This is a genomic window from Streptomyces sp. NPDC002206 (assembly GCF_053593595.1).
The window spans coordinates 169,464-185,911 of record NZ_JBSFCW010000001.1 but is presented as its reverse complement, the minus strand read 5'-3'; the positions used below and the strand labels follow the sequence as shown (position 1 = coordinate 185,911).

Sequence of the window (16,448 nt, the reverse complement as noted above, 5' to 3'; positions counted from 1 at the left end):
TACGGCGCCTGCGCCCGCCGCCGGGATGGGCCGTCAGCGGTCTTCGTCACTCTCGGCAGGAAATAGTGCGCGCCGGTCGTCCATGTCCTTCACCATGTCCTGGAGTTCCGAGCGGATCCAGTCGCGGGTGGCGACCTCGCCGAGCCCCATCCGCAGGGACGCGATCTCCCGGGTGAGGTACTCGGTGTCCGCGATGGAGCGCTCGTTCTGCTTGCGGTCCTGCTCGTGGGTGACCCGGTCGCGGTCGTCCTGCCGGTTCTGCGCGAGCAGGATCAGCGGGGCCGCGTACGAGGCCTGGAGCGACAGCATCAGCGTCAGGAAGATGAACGGGTACTGGTCGAAGCGCAGGTTCACCGGGGCGAAGATGTTCCACAGCACCCAGACGATGATGATCAGCGTCATCCAGACGATGAACCGCCCGGTGCCCAGGAAACGGGCGATCCGCTCGGAGAACCGGCCGAACGCCTCGGGGTCGTACTCCGGCAGCAGCCGCGGCCGCAGGTCCTTCGGCTGATCCAGCCGGCCCCTGGAGGTGCGCGTCATCGCCGACGACCCCGTCGACGACGGCCCGGACCCCGACGTCCGGGAGCGGTCCTCACCCGCCATGGGCCACCCACTCCTCGCCGTGGAAGTCGCTCTCGCGCCAGTCCTCGGGCAGCAGATGGTCGAGCACGTCGTCGACGGTCACCGCACCGAGCAGCGCCCCGCTCTCGTCCACGACGGGCACCGAGACCAGGTTGTACGCCGCCAGGTAACTGGTCACCACCGACAGCGCGGTGTCCGGGGTCAACGGCACGAGGTCGCTGTCGACGATCGAGCTGACCAGTGTGAACGGCGGGTCGCGCAGCAGCCGCTGGAAGTGCACCGTGCCCAGGTACTTGCCGGTCGGCGTCTCGTCCGGCGGCCGGCACACGTACACCTGCGCGGCGAGCGCCGGGGACAGGTCGGAGCGGCGGACCCGCGCGAGCGCGTCGGCGACCGTGGCGTCCGGCCGCAGCACGATCGGCTCGGTGGTCATCAGGCCGCCCGCGGTCCGCTCCGCGTACGACATCAGCCGCCGCACGTCCGCCGCGTCGTCCGGCCGCATCAGCATCAGCAGCCGCTCCTTGTCCTCCTCCGGCAGTTCGGAGAGCAGGTCGGCCGCGTCGTCCGGGTCCATCGCCTCCAGGACGTCGGCGGCGCGCTCCTCCTTGAGCTTGCCGATGATCTCCACCTGGTCGTCCTCGGGCAGCTCCTCCAGGACGTCGGCGAGCCGGTCGTCGTCGAGCGCGGCGGCCACCTCCGCGCGCCGCTTCGGCGACAGATGGTGCAGCGCGTTGGCCACATCGGTCGGGCGCAGCCGCTCGAACGTGGCGACGAGCGACTCGGCGCCCTGCCCGTGCTCCTCCAGTGAGAAGCCGCTCACCGCCGACCAGTCCACCGTCAGGGTCTCGCCCTTGCGGCGCAGCGCCCCGCCCCTGCCCTTGCGCACGAAGTACTTGACGATCTCCCAGTCGCGGCGGGCCGGGAGCTGCTGGATCGCGACATCGAGGATGGTGACCTCCTCGTCGGTCTCCACCAGCCGGACCCGGCGGTCCAGGAACTCGCCGAGGATCAGACGTTCGGTGGGGCGCTGCTCGAAGCGCCGCATGTTCACCACGCCGGTGGTGATGACCTGGCCCGAGTCGATGCCCGTCACCCGGGTCATGGGGAGGAAGATGCGGCGCCGGCTGACCACCTCGACGACGAAGCCGAGCAGCCGTGGCGGACGGCCGCCGACCCGCAGCATCGCGACGAGATCGCGGACGCGGCCCACCTGGTCGCCATTGGGGTCGAAGACGGGCACACCGGAGAGGTGCGAGACGAAGACCCGGGAGGCGCCTGCGGCCATGCTGTGTGCCTCCTTCCGTCCCGTCGAGATGGAGTAGGTCTGTTTAGTCGTTTATTCGCTGTTATGACGGGATCAGGCTAGCCCGTACCGCTCCGGGTCGGCCCGGTGGAGCCGTCCGTACGGCTCTGCGCCGGACGGCGTACCCGGCACCGGTACGCTGCCGTCAGCCACCCCCGACACGCAGATGAGAGGCAGTGCGCCCGTGACCTCTTTTGTCCCGTCCGTCGCTCCCCGCCGCCGGACCGCTGTTGCCGTCCTGCTCTGTGCGGGCCTGACCGCAGCCCTGACGGCGTGCGGCAGCGAGGATCCGGACAAGGGGACCAACGGCGTCGGCAGACTCTCGGCGGCGGAGATCGAGAAGCGGGCACAGAGTGCGGCGGACTCCGCGGACGCGGTGCGGCTGGCCGGCACGCTGGTCAGCAAGGGCGGCACGTACAAGATCGACATGCGGCTCAAGGAGGACGGCGGCACGGGCTCGCTCACCTCGAAGAACAGCACGTTCGAGCTGCTGCGGATCGGTGACGAGGTCTACCTGAAGGCCGACTCCGGCTTCTGGAGCCACGACGAGAAGGACAGCACGGACAGCAAGGGTGACGCAGGTGCCGCGGCCGGGGACAAGCTCCAGAACAAGTACGTGAAGGTCCCCCAGGACGACCCCACGTACAAGCAGCTGCGCGGCTTCACCGACATGAAGACCCTGCTCGACGGGATGCTCACGCTGCACGGCAAGGTCAACAAGGGCGACCACGGCAAGGTGGGTTCCGTCCGTACCGTCCAGATCCTCGGCGGCAAGGGCGAGGGCGGTGCGCTCGACGTATCGCTGAAGGGCACGCCGTATCCGCTGCGGTTCGCCCGCGGCGGTGGCGGAGGCATTCTCACGCTCGCCGACTGGGGCCTGGACTTCGAGCTGAAGGCCCCGGCCAAGGGCGACACCGTGGACTATGGGCAGCAGCTCCCCAAGTCGACCTCGTAGCGCCGGCCGGCCGCCGTCAGCTCTTGCGGCGGCGCTTCAGCAGCAGGCGCGGGAGCGCGTCGGGCGCGGGGCGGCGGGTGGTCGCCGGGGTCGGCAGCGGCGGCGCCGCGTGCGAGGTGTCCGGCAGGTCCGTACGGGAGTCGCCGGGCGTCAGCCGCAGTACCCGGCACTCGCGCGCCCACCGCTCGGTCATCTGCTCGGCGTCCGGCGCGTTCAGCCGCTTGCCCTTGAGCTCGGCGACCGCCGCCTCCCACTCCTCGGAGTGTGGCGCGAGCTCCGTCACGGCGGCCGTCCAGGCGACCAGCCGGCCGCCCTTGTCCTTGCTGCGTACGGTCACCTCGGCGGCGGACCCGTCGGTGAGACCGGCCGGCAGCGGCTGTTCGCCCGGGCCGTCCCCGACGAGATGGGCCGCCCCTTCGTGCCATGCGTGCCACAGCGCCCGCGCGGGCCCGGTGCCACGCACCCAGATGAGGCCGGACTTCTTGGTGGCCTCCTCGACGAGGGCCGGTCCGAGCAGCGAGTCAGCGGCAGCAGCAGTCATGGGCCGAACTCTATTAGAGCCACCCGTTGCGCTTGAGCGAGCGGTGGATGGAGAAGCAGACGACCCCGATGACGCCCATCACCATCGGATAGCCGTACGTCCACCGCAGTTCCGGCATGTGGTCGAAGTTCATGCCGTAGACGCCGCAGATCATGGTCGGCACGGCGATGATGGCCGCCCAGGAGGTGATCTTGCGCATGTCCTCGTTCTGGGCGACGGTCGCCTGCGCCAGGTTGGCCTGCAGGATGGAGTTCAGCAGTTCGTCGAAGCCGATGACCTCTTCGTGCACCCGCGCCAGGTGGTCGGCGACGTCCCGGAAGTACTTCTGGATGTCGGGGTCGACCAGCCGCATCGGCCGCTCGCTGAGCAGCTGCATCGGCCGCAGCAGCGGTGAGACGGCCCGCTTGAACTCCAGCACCTCACGCTTCAGCTGGTAGATCCGGCCGGCGTCCGAACCGCGCGGGCTGCCCTTCGCGGGGGTGGAGAAGACCTCGATCTCCACCTCGTCGATGTCGTCCTGGACAGCGTCCGCCACCGCGATGTAGCCGTCGACGACATGGTCGGCGATGGAGTGCAGAACGGCCGACGGCCCTTTGGCGAGCAGTTCGGGGTCGTCCTGCAGCCGGTGCCGCAGCGCACGCAGCGAACCGTGCCCGCCGTGCCGGACGGTGATGACGAAGTCCCGGCCGGTGAAGCACATCACCTCACCGGTCTCGACGACCTCGCTGGTCGCAGTGAGCTCGGCGTGCTCGACGTAGTGGATGGTCTTGAAGACGGTGAACAGCGTGTCGTCGTACCGCTCCAGCTTCGGCCGCTGGTGGGCGTGGACGGCGTCCTCGACGGCGAGCGGGTGGAGACCGAACTCCCGGGCGATATCGGCGAATTCGGCCTCGGTCGGCTCATGGAGGCCGATCCAGGCGAAGCCGCCCTCCTCCCGTACCCGGAGCATCGCCTCGTGCGGTGTGAGGCAGCTTCCGCTCTTCTGGCGCCGCCCGTCGCGGTAGACCGCGCAGTCGACGACCGCGCTGGAGGCGGACGGGTCACGGGTGGTGTCGTAATTGCTGTGCAGGACGTTGGTCTTGCGCAGGGACGGGCGCACGGCGGCGCGCAGGTCACGGATCATCGACATGGCTGGCTCCTTCACGGAGGGCCGTCGTCGGGCGCGTGGAACAGCCCGGAATGGGGACGTGTGCTCACATCCGCAAAGCGGGCGGCACCGCGGCGGCACGATGACGGCGTTCGCTACAGACAGGCAAAAAAGGAGTGCTCTTCCGTCGTGCGCAATGCCCCGGGCCTTGACCGAGAAGGCTTCAGATCACCGAAGAAAGGTGTCGGGCGGAAGAGCGATCGGTACTGCACGATCGACTTCGATCCATTGCAGCCCCACCTCCTCCAGCCGGTCCCCCGTGGGGGATGACGTGTCGTCGGAACTGAGAGCGACGCTTCTGCGTGCTGTCCGACCAGCGGCCAAGACTATCAGCCGACACAGGGCCAATCCCTTACTTTGCCCGTTCGATACGCGTTCTATGCTCGCCACATGGGAGAAATTCTTGCTCTGGTCGAGGCCCGTCTGCGGACGGCTCTCGGTGAACCGGACGCACGCGCCGCGGTGACATTCCTCGGTACGGACCGGATCGAGGTGCTCCGTTTCGTCGACGGCGATGTGGTGCGCTACGCGACGCTCGGCATGTCCGCCCAGCCGATGGCCGACCCGACCGCAGCCCTCGCGGACCCGGTGAAGGGGCCACGCGCCGAGCTGGTCCTCTCCGTGCGGGCCGGTCTTGCCGACACCGACAAGGTCCTCCGCGGGCTGGCGGTGCTGGCAGCCTCGCCGCAGGTCGAGGGGTTGATCGTGGCGCCCGGCGCCTCGCTGGACCTCGGTGGACCGCTGTGGCCCGGGGCGCCGTTCAGCTCCGTGCTGGTCGCCGAGTCGGGCGGTCTGGTCGAGGACCTCGAACTGGACGAGCCGATGGAGCCGGTGCGGTTCCTGCCGCTGCTGCCGATGACGCACAACGAGGCGGCGTGGAAGCGCGTCCGCGGGGCTCAGGAGCTGCAGGAGCGGTGGCTGTCGCACGGGACGGATCTGCGTGATCCGCTGCGTACCTCCGTAGCCCTGGACTGAGACGTACGCCATACGGGACGCGGGGGAAGCCCCGCCGCGCGGCCAGGAGGCAGAGCCGCGGGCGGGGCGGAACAGGGTTGACCCGCAGGTCAGTTGGCGAAGACCGTGACGCCGTCCTCGGTGGCGTGCTTCGGCTCCAGCTCCTCCGCCTCATGGGTCAGGGCCGTACGCCGGATCCGGACGACGAGCGCGCCGGCCACGGCGGCGAGCGCGGCGACCACGAACGGGACGTGGATGTTGCTCCACTCCTCGATCTTCGGGGCGAGATACGGGGCGGCAGCCGCGGCGAACCAGCGGACGAAGTTGTAGCCCGCGCTCGCCACCGGGCGCGGCGCGTCCGAGACGCCGAGCGCCAGCTCCGTGTAGACGGTGTTGTTCATGCCGATGAAGGCGCCGGAGACGATCGTGCAGACGATCGCCGCGGTGTGATTGCCGTAGCCGAGGATCAGCAGGTCGACGGCGAGCAGGACCAGCGAGGCGCCGAGCAACTTGAGTGAGCCGAAGCGCTTCTGCAGCCGGGGTGCGACGAGCACCGAGAAGACGGCGAGCAGCAGACCCCAGGCGAAGAAGACCGCGCCCGACTTGTACGGCGTCATGTTCAGCACGAACGGGGTGAACGCCAGGATCGTGAAGAACGCGTAGTTGTAGAAGAACGCCGAGGTGGCGACCGAGGCGAGGCCGCCGTGACCGAGCGCCCTGACCGGATCGAGCAGTGAGGTCTTGCGGGCCGGCTTCGGCTGTTCCTTCAGGAACGCCGTGATGCAGATGAAGCCGATCGCCATCAGCGCCGCGGTGCCGAAGAACGGGTAGCGCCAACTGGCGTCACCGAGCAGCGCGCCGAGCAGCGGTCCGCAGGCCATGCCGAGGCCGAGCGCAGACTCGTACAGCAGGATCGCCGCGGAGCTGCCGCCGGCCGCCGCGCCGACGATCACGGCGAGCGCAGTCGAGACGAAGAGCGCGTTGCCGAGCCCCCAGCCGGCCCGGAAGCCGACGAGTTCCGCGACGGACGACGAAGTACCGGAGAGCCCGGCGAAGACGACGACGAGCGCGAGGCCGGTCAGGAGTGTCTTACGGCCGCCGATCCGGCTGGAGACGAAACCGGTGACCAGCATCGCGACCGCGGTGATCAGGAAGTACGAGGTGAAGAGCAGGGACACCTGGCTGGGCGTGGCCTCGAGTCCCTTGGCGATGGACGGCAGGATCGGGTCGACCAGCCCGATCCCCATGAACGCGACAACCGAGGCGCCCGCGGTGGCCCAGACGGCCTTGGGCTGGCGCAGGATGCTGCCCGTTCCCTGATCGAATGGATCCTCTGCCGGCATGGGGTTCTCGCTCTCCAGTAGATCGATGCGCTGTGCACATAATAAGTTAGAGAACCTAATGAATGCAAGATACATCTACTTATCCTGGTGGGAGCCACGCTGCGGACGGGTGATCGTCCTTGACGCGGCGACAGCCGGGGAGGACCGTTGGGCGCTATGAGGGGCGAACCCAGTTGCCCGAAGTGCGGTGGCCGGGTCAGGGCGCCCGGTCTTTTTGCCGACACCTGGCAGTGCGCCGTGCACGGCGCCGTGTATCCGTTGCAGCCGGTGATCCCACCCAGCGTCGAGGCGCTCGGCGTGGTGGTGCACCGTGCCCGGGTACCGGTGTGGATGCCCTGGCCGCTGCCGGTCGGCTGGCTGTTCACCGGCGTGGCGTACGCGGGGGACGACCGCAGCGGCGGCCGCGCCACCGTCGTCGCCTGCTCGGGACCCGGTCCGCTCGGCGGGGTGGGCGAGATGCTGCTCGTCGCCGAGGAGCTCGGGGTCGGCCTCGGCGCGCGCTACGCCGGGATCGACGGCCCCGACCCTGGCCCGTACCTCCACGTCGACGGCCCGCCCAACGCCAAGGTGCTGGCCGCCGGACGGCCCACCCCGCTCTGGCAGGTCAAGAGCGCCCCCGAGGACCGGGCAGTCTTCGCGGGTGAGGCGCGCGGGCTCTGGCTGTGGGCGGTCGTCTGGCCCGAGCAGTCCGCGCTGCTGATGTACGACGAGCTGATACTGACCGATCTGCGCGACGCCGGGGCAGAGGTCGACCTCGTGCCCTGCGGGGCGCTCAGCCCACGACTGCTCAGCCAGCCCTAGGGCCTCCAGACCCCGCTCCCTGATCCAGCCTGGTCCAAACGAAAGACCCCAGGGGCGGCACACGGTCCCGGCCGCGCTGCTGCCCTGCCCGCGGTCCTGCCGTCCTGACCGGGCGGTGTTCGAATGCCGGTTATCCTTGGGCGTCCCCCCCTGTCCGGCTGAGAGCACTGGAGTACGCGTCGTGCACATCGACCTGCACACCCACTCCACCGCGTCGGACGGCACGGACACCCCCGCCGAGCTGATGCGGAACGCCGCCGCGGCGGGGCTCGATGTCGTCGCTCTCACCGACCACGACAGCGTCCGCGGCCACGCCGAGGCGATCGCCGCGCTCCCCGAGGGCCTCACTCTCGTCACCGGCGCCGAGCTCTCCTGCCGGATGGACGCCGTGGGCCTGCACATGCTCGCGTACCTCTTCGACCCCGATGAGCCCGAGCTGGCGCGCGAACGCGAGCTGGTCCGCGACGACCGGGTGCCGCGCGCGCGGACGATGGTGCGCAAGCTCCAGGCGCTCGGCGTTCCCGTCGAGTGGGAGCAGGTCGCCCGGATCGCCGGCGAAGGATCGGTCGGCAGGCCGCACATCGCCACCGCGCTCGTCGAGCTCGGTGTCGTCGAGACCGTCTCCGACGCCTTCACCCCCGAGTGGCTCGCCAACGGCGGACGCGCGTACGCCGAGAAGCACGAACTCGACCCCTTCGAGGCGATCCGGCTGGTCAAGGCCGCCGGTGGCGTCACCGTCTTCGCCCACCCGCTCGCCGTCAAGCGCGGTGAGGTGGTGCCCGAGGCGTCGATAGCCCGGTTCGCCGCGGCAGGCCTCGACGGCATCGAGGTCGACCACATGGACCATGACGAGCCGACCAGGGCCCGGCTGCGCGGGCTCGCCAAGGAACTGGGGCTGCTGGCCACCGGTTCCAGTGACTACCACGGCAGCCGGAAGACTGTACGGCTCGGCGAATACACCACCGACCCGGAGATCTACGGCGAGATCACCCGGCGCGCCACGGGAGCCTTCCCGGTGCCGGGTGCCGGCGGACCCCGCCCCGCGTAGCTCCCCGCCTGCGCGCCTCGCGTACTTCATTGCTTCTCGCGTACGTCCCGTACGTCACCCCCTCTCTCTTCGCGTGCCCGGCCGGACCCGGCTGTGGGCTGCGTGTGTCCTGTTTCGACCCGCTCTCTTCTCGCAAGGCCTCACTGTGTTCGACGTTGCTGTCTTCGGATCCCTTTTTCTCACGCTTTTTGTGATTATGGATCCGCCCGGGATCACCCCGATCTTCCTCGCCCTGACCGCCGGACGGCCCGCCAAGATCCAGCGCCGGATGGCGTTCCAGGCGGTTGCGGTCGCCTTCGGTGTGATCGCCGTCTTCGGTGTGCTCGGCCAGCAGATCCTCGACTATCTGCATGTCTCCGTGCCCGCCCTGATGATCGCCGGCGGACTTCTGCTGCTGCTGATCGCGCTCGATCTGCTGACCGGCAAGACCGACGAGCCGACGCAGACGAAGGACGTCAACGTGGCGCTCGTACCGCTGGGCATGCCGCTGCTCGCCGGACCCGGGGCGATCGTGTCGGTGATCCTGGCGGTGCAGCACGCCGACAGCTTCGCCACGCAGATCTCCGTCTGGACGGCGATCATCGTCATGCATGTCGTGCTCTGGCTGGCCATGCGCTACTCGCTGCTGATCATCCGTGTGATCAAGGACGGCGGTGTCGTGCTGGTGACGCGGCTTGCCGGAATGATGCTCTCCGCCATCGCTGTGCAGCAGATCATCAACGGGATCACCCAGGTCATCCAGGGCTCCTGACGGCGCCCGCACATGCCACAGCGCCCCCGTACGGACAGTCCGTACGCGGGCGCTTCGTCTTTGTGCGTCGTCAGGTGTTACGAAGCCGAGGTCTCGGCCGGGCGGATATAGATGCGCTGGCCTATCGCGGCGGCCTGCTGCACGATCCGGTTGACGGAGGCGGCGTCCACGACGGTGCTGTCCACGGCGGTACCGTCGACATCGTCGAGTCGCATGATCTCGAAGCGCATATGGCTTCCCTTCGTCTGATCCTCCTGCTGGAGAACTACTGGGGAGGACGGATGGTCCGTCCGCAAGGATGTGGAGCACCAGACATCGGTGTCCCGCGCTCCACAGGGGGTACAACGGCATGCTCTCTGCAAACATTCCCTACGCTAAGGAAATTTTTTGGATGTCTAAGTACCAGTGGGTAATGGATCGTGCGCGGACAATGAGGTCCGTATGAGCGAGGCAGAGATCGCAGAGAGCCTGGACCGCACCAACGAGCTGCTCAAACGCATGCTCGCCGAGGTGTCGAAGACCCCGTCGACCCACGCGATCTTCGTGGACGCGGGCTATGTGTACGCGGCGGCCGGGCTGCTCGTCACCGGCACCGAGGACCGGCGCTCCTTCGACCTCGATGCGGAGGGGCTGATCGAGGCGTTCATCGACAAGGCCCGCACGATCTTCGCGGACAGCAGACTCCTGCGCGTGTACTGGTACGACGGGGCCAGGCGCCGGATCCACACCGTCGAGCAGCAGTCCATCGCCGAACTCCCCGACGTCAAGGTCAGACTCGGCAACCTCAACGCCAACAACCAGCAGAAGGGGGTCGACTCACTCATCCGCACCGACCTCGAATCGCTCGCCCGGCACCGCGCCATCAGCGACGCGGCGCTCGTCGGCGGCGACGAGGACCTGGTGTCGGCGGTCGAGGCGGCGCAGGGGTACGGGGCCCGGGTCCACCTGTGGGGCATCGAGGCCGGAGAAGGCCGCAACCAGGCCGAACCGCTGCTCTGGGAGGTGGACAGCCAGCGCACCTTCGACCTCGACTTCTGTCGCCCGTACGTCACCAGACGCCCCGTCACCACATACGAGGACGACACCCCGGCCCCCTCGCGCGACGATGTCCGCTTCGTCGGTGCGCAGATCGCCGCGGCCTGGCTCGCCGCCCGCGGTCGCGAGGCCCTCGCCGATCTGCTGCCCGGGCACCCCTACCTGCCGGGTTCCGTCGACCAGGATCTGCTCGTCGAAGCCGAACGGCTCCTCCAGCACTCGCTGCGCGGCCACGCCCACCTGCGGCGGGCGCTGCGCGACGGCTTTTGGCAGCACCTGCAGGCGCAGTACTGAGCTACACGCCGTCCCAGAAGGAGACGAGCGCGGCGGCGGTCTGCTCCGGGCGGTCCGTGTTGGGCGAGTGTTCGGCGCCCGCGATCCGGGTGCGGTGCGCGCCGAGTCGCTGCGCCATCGTGTCGAGCAGGGGGACCGGCCAGGTGTCGTCGCGCTCGCCGGACAGCACATGGACGGGCAGCGGTACGGCGGCGAGATCGGCCACCCGGTCCGGCTCGGTCACCAGTTGCCGGCCGGTGGCGATCAGCTGGGCGGCCCGGTGCCGCAGCCAGCGCCGGCGCAGACCCTCGCCGTCCGTGGCCGCGTCCTCCGGCGGGTCGAGGGCGCGCATCGCCTCCCACACCTCGGCCATGCTCAGCGTCGCGAGGGCGTCGCTGAGCATCTTCACCTTGAGCTGCTGGGCCTCGATGACCTGGGCGGGGCCGGAGGACATCAGCGTCAGCGAACGGAACGGCGAGGCGTCGAGCAGCACGGCCGCGCGGGCGATCTGGCCGCCGAGCGAATGCCCGAGCAGATGTACGGCGCCGTCACCGCCGGCGTCGAGCGCGGCGGCCTGGGCGAGTACGTCACGAGCCAACTCGCCCTGGGCATACGTCTCCTGACGGTCTGTCCCCTCGGTCTCGTACTGTCCGCGACCATCGACGGCGACGATGCGGTACCCGGCGGCGGAGAGCGGTTCGAGGAGCGCGATGAAGTCCTCCTTGCTGCCCATGTAACCGGGCAGCAGAAGGGCGGTGCCGCGCGGTTCGGCGGGCGGCAGGGCCTCCAGCACGGCAAAGTCCCCGCGCGCGGTACGCAGCGGGTGGACGCGGGCGCAGGGGGGCGGGGTGAAGGTGTGCGGCCGACTCATGGGAAAGAGGCTAAGTCCTCGAACGCCGCACGGGCTGAATCGGGTGTCCTCAAACGCCGGACGGGCTTGAGGTTGCCCTCAAGCCCGTCCGGCGGTTCAAGCGTTCGGGGCGGAGCCCCGGATCGACCGACCTGGTGCGATCAGCTCTCCGTGGTAGCCGTCCGCGCCCGGCGACGCCGCGGCTTCGCCTCGCCCTCGGCGACCGGAGCCTCCACCACGGTCTCCGCCTTCGGCTTCGCCGCAGCCCGCGTCCGTCGGCGCGGCTTGCTCTCCGGCACCGGCTCGGCGATCGGCGCGATCTGGAAGTCGACCTCGTCCGCCGGCTTGGCGACGACCCGGACGCGACGACGCGGCTTGGTCACCGCCTTGACCTCCGGCATCGGCTCGGCGATCGGCGCGGTCTGGAAGTCGACCTCGTCCGCCGGCTTGGCAACGACGCGGGCCCGGCGACGACGCGGCTTGGCCTCGGCCACCGGCTCCGCCTCGACCGTCAGGGGTACCTCGACGACGGCGGCCGGAGCCTCCGCCACGGCCACCGCGGCCTCGGCCACGACATCCGGGGCCCCGACACGGGTACGACGACGGCGACGCGGCGTACGCGGCTCGGCCGGCGCGTCAGCAACCGACACGGCTTCCGAGGCCTCCGAGGCCGGCGCCGGCACCACAGCGGCGGCGCCGTCCGCGACCGTGGACCCGCCCCGGGTACGACGACGCTGACGCGGCGTACGCGGTGTGCGCTCCTCAGGTGCCGCAGGCGCCGAGGACGCGGCCGACGGCTTGCGGCCACGGCCGCCCGTCTCGCCCAGGTCCTCGATCTCCTCGGCGCGAAGACCCGCACGGGTCCGCTCGGTGCGCGGCAGCACACCCTTGGTGCCGGCCGGGATGTCGAGCTCCTCGAAGAGGTGCGGCGACGTGGAGTACGTCTCGACCGGGTCGGGGAACTTCAGGTCCAGCGCCTTGTTGATCAGCTGCCAGCGCGGGATGTCGTCCCAGTCGACCAGCGTGACCGCGATGCCCTTGGCACCGGCACGGCCGGTCCGGCCGATGCGGTGGAGGTACGTCTTCTCGTCCTCCGGCGACTGGTAGTTGATGACGTGCGTGACGCCTTCGACGTCGATACCGCGGGCCGCGACGTCGGTGCAGACGAGCACGTCCACCTTGCCGTTGCGGAACGCGCGCAGCGCCTGCTCACGGGCGCCCTGGCCGAGGTCGCCATGGACCGCGCCGGACGCGAAACCGCGCTTCTCCAGCTGCTCGGCGATGTCGGCGGCCGTCCGCTTCGTACGGCAGAAGATCATCGCGAGTCCGCGGCCGTTGGCCTGCAGGATGCGCGAGACCATCTCGGGCTTGTCCATCGAGTGGGCCCGGAAGACGTGCTGCGAGGTGTTCGCGACGGTCGCGCCCTCACCGTCGGGTGAGGTGGCACGGATGTGCGTCGGCTGCGTCATGTAACGCCGCGCGAGGCCGATGACCGCACCCGGCATGGTCGCCGAGAACAGCATGGTCTGGCGCTTGGGCGGAAGCATCGTGATGATCTTCTCGACGTCGGGCAGGAAGCCCAGGTCGAGCATCTCGTCGGCCTCGTCGAGAACGAGCGAGCGCACGTGCGACAGGTCGAGCTTGCGCTGTCCCGCCAGGTCGAGCAGTCGCCCCGGGGTGCCGACAATCACATCGACGCCCTTCTTCAGGGCTTCGACCTGGGGTTCGTACGCACGGCCGCCGTAGATGGCGAGCACGCGGACGTTACGCACCTTGCCGGCCGTCAGCAGGTCGTTGGTGACCTGCTGGCAGAGCTCACGGGTGGGGACGACGACCAGCGCCTGCGGCGCCTCGGTCAGCTGCTCGGGCTGTGCCCGGCCGGCCTCGACGTCCGCGGGGACGGTGACGCGCTCCAGCAGCGGAAGACCGAAACCGAGCGTCTTGCCGGTACCGGTCTTGGCCTGTCCGATCACGTCGGAGCCGGAGAGTGCGACGGGGAGCGTCATCTCCTGGATGGGGAACGGGGACACAATGCCGACGGCCTCAAGGGCCTCGGCCGTCTCGGGAAGAATCCCGAGGTCTCGGAACGTAGTCAGGGTGCTGCCTCTTCTGTGAGACGCGGTCCGAGGCGAACGCTGGGGGTCGTACCGTGCCGGGGTTGGTCATCCGGCCGTGGATGGGCCGGGTGGCGCGGGACCACTGCCGTCGCTCGAGCGCTCGTGCCGCTGAGGGGGCCCCTCATCTGCGGTCGTACGTGTCGTACGCCCCGCGTGGAGGGCTGTCGGGTCGGAGCCGATCGGGCCACCGACCGGGCATCCTCATTCATTTCGCGCCAGCGGCACATACAAAATGCTCTGTCAGCGCAATATCACTGTACCCCGGATTCGCGCATGTGTGTCGGGCGAATTCATCGGAACGGTGTGATGTCGGTGGCTGACCAGGCCCTTCCACCCCCTGTCGGGCGGGCTATTCTGCGGTTCATGGAGACGCCTGACAACGCCACTGAAGCCCCCGCACCCACCGGAATCGCCGCCCAGGACTGGGCCACCGCATCGGCGGAACCGCAGTACCGCGCCGCGGTCGTGGATCTGCTGGGGGCGCTCGCATACGGAGAGCTGGCGGCCTTCGAGCGGCTCGCCGAGGACGCCAAACTCGCGCCGACGCTGGCCGACAAGGCAGAGCTGGCAAAGATGGCGGCCGCCGAATTCCATCACTTCGAGCGGTTGACGGACCGGCTGACGGCGATCGACACGGAGCCGACCGCCGCGATGGAGCCTTTCGCCAAGGCGCTCGACGACTTCCACCGTCAGACCGCCCCGTCGGACTGGCTCGAGGGCCTGGTCAAGGCGTACGTCGGCGACTCGATCGCCAGTGACTTCTACCGCGAGGTCGCCGCACGCCTCGACTCGGACACCCGCTCGCTCGTCCTCGCTGTGCTCGACGACACGGGCCACGGAAACTTCGCCGTCGAGAAGGTGCGCGCCGCGATCGAGGCCGACCCGCGCGTCGGCGGCCGGCTCGCCCTGTGGGCCCGCCGGCTGATGGGCGAGGCGCTCTCGCAGGCCCAGCGGGTGGTCGCCGACCGCGACGCGCTGTCGACGATGCTTGTCGGCGGGGTGGCCGACGGGTTCGACCTGGCGGAGGTCGGCCGGATGTTCTCGCGGATCACCGAGGCGCACACCAAGCGGATGGCCGCGCTCGGATTGGCTGCCTGACCCCGACCGCTGCCCGCCCCGGACCGGCCGCCGATCCGGGGCCGGCCTCGTACGAGGCCGTCAGGCCGCCGCTGATCGGCTCAGGCGGCGGCTGCCCGGACGGAGCAGCAGGGAGAGCGTCACCGCCCCGATCAGCACCGCGCCGATCAGGGTGGCCAGGACATGGCCCGGCCCCAGCGCCGAGTGCGTCAGATACGCGCCGAACAGGGCCCCCAGGCCGCCGGTGGCAAAGACGGTGCGGCGGGACGGGAGCCGACCCGACAGCGAACGGAGCGCCGCCCAGGAGAGGGCGAGTCCGAGCACGACGGAACCGAGGGATTCCCAGATCACAGACGTTCACCTCGCGGGTTGCGGAGGGGGATATCCCCTGCTCGTGGAGCTGTAGGGGCAAATCGGTCGTAGGCGGTCCTACCCGTGGGCCATGGAACGCAACCCTCCTGCGACATTTTTCGCACAGGTGTCGCACAGGCGCCGGTGGCCGTGAGCAGCGCGAAACGACGAAGCGGCTCGGCGGGAATCCCCGCCGGGCCGCTTCTCACTGCCTTGCGTCGAGCGTGCTCCTACAGTGCGCCGAACCCGACCCGCCGCGTGCTCGGCTCGCCGATCTCCACGTAGGCGACCCGGTCGGCCGGCACCAGGACCTTGCGGCCCTTGTCGTCCGTGAGGCTGAGCAGCTGCGCCTTGCCGGTGAGAGCCTCGGCGACCGCGCTCTCGACCTCCTCGGCGGAAAGCCCGCTCTCCAGAACGATCTCCCGGGGTGCGTGCTGCACGCCGATCTTGACCTCCACGGCTATATCCCTCCGACGGTCAGTCCTCTGCGCGTGAGCCGCGCCGTACGAACCACACATTAGCCCGGTGAGGGGAGCTGTCAGGGGTCGGCGGGCCACGCCCGCAGCGAACAAGGCCGGACGGTCAGTGCTGATCGATGCCGTGCAGCGGGAACCCGGCGATGCCGCGCCAGGCCAGCGAGGTGAGGAGCTGCACCGCCGTGTCGCGCGGGATCGCCGACTGACTGGACAGCCAGTACCGGGCGACCACCTGGGAGACACCGCCCAGACCCACCGCGAGCAGCATCGACTCGTCCTTGGACAGCCCCGTGTCACCCGCGATGACGTCGGAGATCGCCTCCGCGCACTGCAGCGAGACCCGGTCGACCCGCTCGCGTACCGCCGGCTCGTTCGTCAGGTCCGACTCGAAGACCAGCCGGAAGGCGCCGCCCTCGTCCTCGACGTACGCGAAGTAGGCGTCCATCGTCGCGGCGACGCGCAGCTTGTTGTCCGTCGTCGACGCCAGCGCCGTACGGACCGCCTGCAGCAGCGACTCGCAGTGCTGGTCGAGCAGTGCCAGATAGAGCTCCAGCTTGCCCGGGAAGTGCTGGTAGAGCACCGGCTTGCTGACACCGGCCCGCTCCGCGATGTCGTCCATCGCGGCGGAGTGGTAGCCCTGCGCGACGAAGACCTCCTGCGCGGCGCCCAGCAGCTGGTTGCGTCGGGCGCGGCGAGGCAGGCGAGTGCCCCGCGGGCGCGCCGCCTCTGTCTGCTCGATGGCTGTCACGCCGCCTCCCAAATTTGTGAGCGAACGCAGCCGTTGCGTACGCGCTGCGCCGTTCGGCCATCGTACTTTTGAGTAACCCGGGTGCGCGCGGCG

18 protein-coding genes are annotated in these 16,448 nt (G+C 69.8%); 7 read left to right on the top strand and 11 right to left on the bottom strand.

Annotation, left to right across the window (positions count from 1 at the left end; all coding sequences use genetic code 11):
• Positions 1-33: 33 nt before the first annotated feature.
• Positions 34-606: a DUF1003 domain-containing protein gene (locus ACWCP8_RS00845; RefSeq protein ID WP_352266330.1), complete on the bottom strand. Its 573-nt coding sequence runs from the start codon at positions 604-606 to the stop codon at positions 34-36.
• Positions 596-1,870 (bottom strand): magnesium transporter MgtE N-terminal domain-containing protein, encoded by a 1,275-nt coding sequence (locus ACWCP8_RS00840; protein ID WP_352266331.1) that lies wholly within the window; start codon positions 1,868-1,870, stop codon positions 596-598. The genes ACWCP8_RS00845 and ACWCP8_RS00840 overlap by 11 nt, the downstream gene beginning before the upstream one ends.
• 202 nt (positions 1,871-2,072) lie before the next feature.
• On the opposite strand from ACWCP8_RS00840, the gene ACWCP8_RS00835 reads away from it, so the two are divergent.
• Complete coding sequence (locus ACWCP8_RS00835; protein WP_352266332.1) at positions 2,073-2,843, top strand: hypothetical protein; 771 nt, start codon at positions 2,073-2,075, stop codon at positions 2,841-2,843.
• 16 nt (positions 2,844-2,859) lie between these two features.
• Here the strand turns inward: ACWCP8_RS00835 and ACWCP8_RS00830 are convergent, their stop codons facing one another.
• Positions 2,860-3,384 carry a hypothetical protein gene (locus ACWCP8_RS00830; RefSeq protein ID WP_382828389.1) on the bottom strand — a complete coding sequence of 175 codons (525 nt, stop codon included), beginning with the start codon at positions 3,382-3,384 and terminating at the stop codon, positions 2,860-2,862.
• Positions 3,385-3,397: 13 nt separating this feature from the next.
• Positions 3,398-4,513, bottom strand: coding sequence for a magnesium and cobalt transport protein CorA (locus tag ACWCP8_RS00825; protein ID WP_352266334.1), 1,116 nt, complete (start codon positions 4,511-4,513; stop codon positions 3,398-3,400).
• 408 nt (positions 4,514-4,921) lie between these two features.
• Between ACWCP8_RS00825 and ACWCP8_RS00820 the strand changes: the two genes are divergently transcribed.
• On the top strand, positions 4,922-5,506 hold the full coding sequence (locus ACWCP8_RS00820) for a suppressor of fused domain protein (protein ID WP_352266335.1): 585 nt from the start codon (positions 4,922-4,924) through the stop codon (positions 5,504-5,506).
• 89 nt (positions 5,507-5,595) lie between these two features.
• On the opposite strand, the gene ACWCP8_RS00815 is transcribed toward ACWCP8_RS00820, so the two are convergent.
• Entirely contained in the window at positions 5,596-6,828 is a 1,233-nt protein-coding gene (locus ACWCP8_RS00815) for an MFS transporter (RefSeq protein ID WP_352266336.1), read from the bottom strand.
• A 156-nt stretch (positions 6,829-6,984) separates the two neighbouring features.
• Here ACWCP8_RS00815 and ACWCP8_RS00810 point away from each other — a divergent pair, with 156 nt between their 5' ends.
• From ACWCP8_RS00810 to ACWCP8_RS00800, 3 genes are all read left to right on the top strand, one after another.
• The gene (locus tag ACWCP8_RS00810; RefSeq protein ID WP_267002161.1) at positions 6,985-7,629 is read left to right on the top strand and encodes a DUF6758 family protein; all 645 of its coding nucleotides are present in this window, start codon (positions 6,985-6,987) and stop codon (positions 7,627-7,629) included.
• A gap of 181 nt (positions 7,630-7,810) precedes the next feature.
• The gene (locus ACWCP8_RS00805; RefSeq protein WP_451113840.1) at positions 7,811-8,677 is read left to right on the top strand and encodes a PHP domain-containing protein; all 867 of its coding nucleotides are present in this window, start codon (positions 7,811-7,813) and stop codon (positions 8,675-8,677) included.
• Positions 8,678-8,822: 145 nt separating this feature from the next.
• The gene (locus ACWCP8_RS00800; RefSeq protein WP_328626348.1) at positions 8,823-9,428 is read left to right on the top strand and encodes a MarC family protein; all 606 of its coding nucleotides are present in this window, start codon (positions 8,823-8,825) and stop codon (positions 9,426-9,428) included.
• Positions 9,429-9,505: 77 nt separating this feature from the next.
• On the opposite strand, the gene ACWCP8_RS00795 is transcribed toward ACWCP8_RS00800, so the two are convergent.
• Positions 9,506-9,658 carry a hypothetical protein gene (locus ACWCP8_RS00795; protein WP_177328023.1) on the bottom strand — a complete coding sequence of 51 codons (153 nt, stop codon included), beginning with the start codon at positions 9,656-9,658 and terminating at the stop codon, positions 9,506-9,508.
• Positions 9,659-9,869: 211 nt separating this feature from the next.
• On the opposite strand from ACWCP8_RS00795, the gene ACWCP8_RS00790 reads away from it, so the two are divergent.
• The gene (locus ACWCP8_RS00790) at positions 9,870-10,757 is read left to right on the top strand and encodes an NYN domain-containing protein (protein WP_352266338.1); all 888 of its coding nucleotides are present in this window, start codon (positions 9,870-9,872) and stop codon (positions 10,755-10,757) included.
• Position 10,758: 1 nt separating this feature from the next.
• Here the strand turns inward: ACWCP8_RS00790 and ACWCP8_RS00785 are convergent, their stop codons facing one another.
• Both ACWCP8_RS00785 and ACWCP8_RS00780 read right to left on the bottom strand, forming a co-directional pair.
• A complete protein-coding gene (locus ACWCP8_RS00785; protein ID WP_451113839.1) occupies positions 10,759-11,607 on the bottom strand; it encodes an alpha/beta fold hydrolase in 849 nt (282 codons plus the stop codon).
• 140 nt (positions 11,608-11,747) lie between these two features.
• Positions 11,748-13,592, bottom strand: coding sequence for a DEAD/DEAH box helicase (locus ACWCP8_RS00780; RefSeq protein WP_451113838.1), 1,845 nt, complete (start codon positions 13,590-13,592; stop codon positions 11,748-11,750).
• Positions 13,593-14,066: 474 nt separating this feature from the next.
• Between ACWCP8_RS00780 and ACWCP8_RS00775 the strand changes: the two genes are divergently transcribed.
• On the top strand, positions 14,067-14,801 hold the full coding sequence (locus ACWCP8_RS00775) for a ferritin-like fold-containing protein (protein WP_352266341.1): 735 nt from the start codon (positions 14,067-14,069) through the stop codon (positions 14,799-14,801).
• 60 nt (positions 14,802-14,861) lie between these two features.
• Here the strand turns inward: ACWCP8_RS00775 and ACWCP8_RS00770 are convergent, their stop codons facing one another.
• The 3 genes from ACWCP8_RS00770 to ACWCP8_RS00760 all read right to left on the bottom strand — a co-directional run bounded on the left by ACWCP8_RS00770 (position 14,862) and on the right by ACWCP8_RS00760 (position 16,355).
• The gene (locus ACWCP8_RS00770) at positions 14,862-15,131 is read right to left on the bottom strand and encodes a hypothetical protein (RefSeq protein WP_352266342.1); all 270 of its coding nucleotides are present in this window, start codon (positions 15,129-15,131) and stop codon (positions 14,862-14,864) included.
• A gap of 230 nt (positions 15,132-15,361) precedes the next feature.
• Entirely contained in the window at positions 15,362-15,589 is a 228-nt protein-coding gene (locus ACWCP8_RS00765; protein ID WP_030915442.1) for a DUF3107 domain-containing protein, read from the bottom strand.
• Between the two features lie 124 nt (positions 15,590-15,713).
• Positions 15,714-16,355 (bottom strand): TetR/AcrR family transcriptional regulator, encoded by a 642-nt coding sequence (locus ACWCP8_RS00760; RefSeq protein WP_030915445.1) that lies wholly within the window; start codon positions 16,353-16,355, stop codon positions 15,714-15,716.
• Positions 16,356-16,448: the final 93 nt, after the last annotated feature.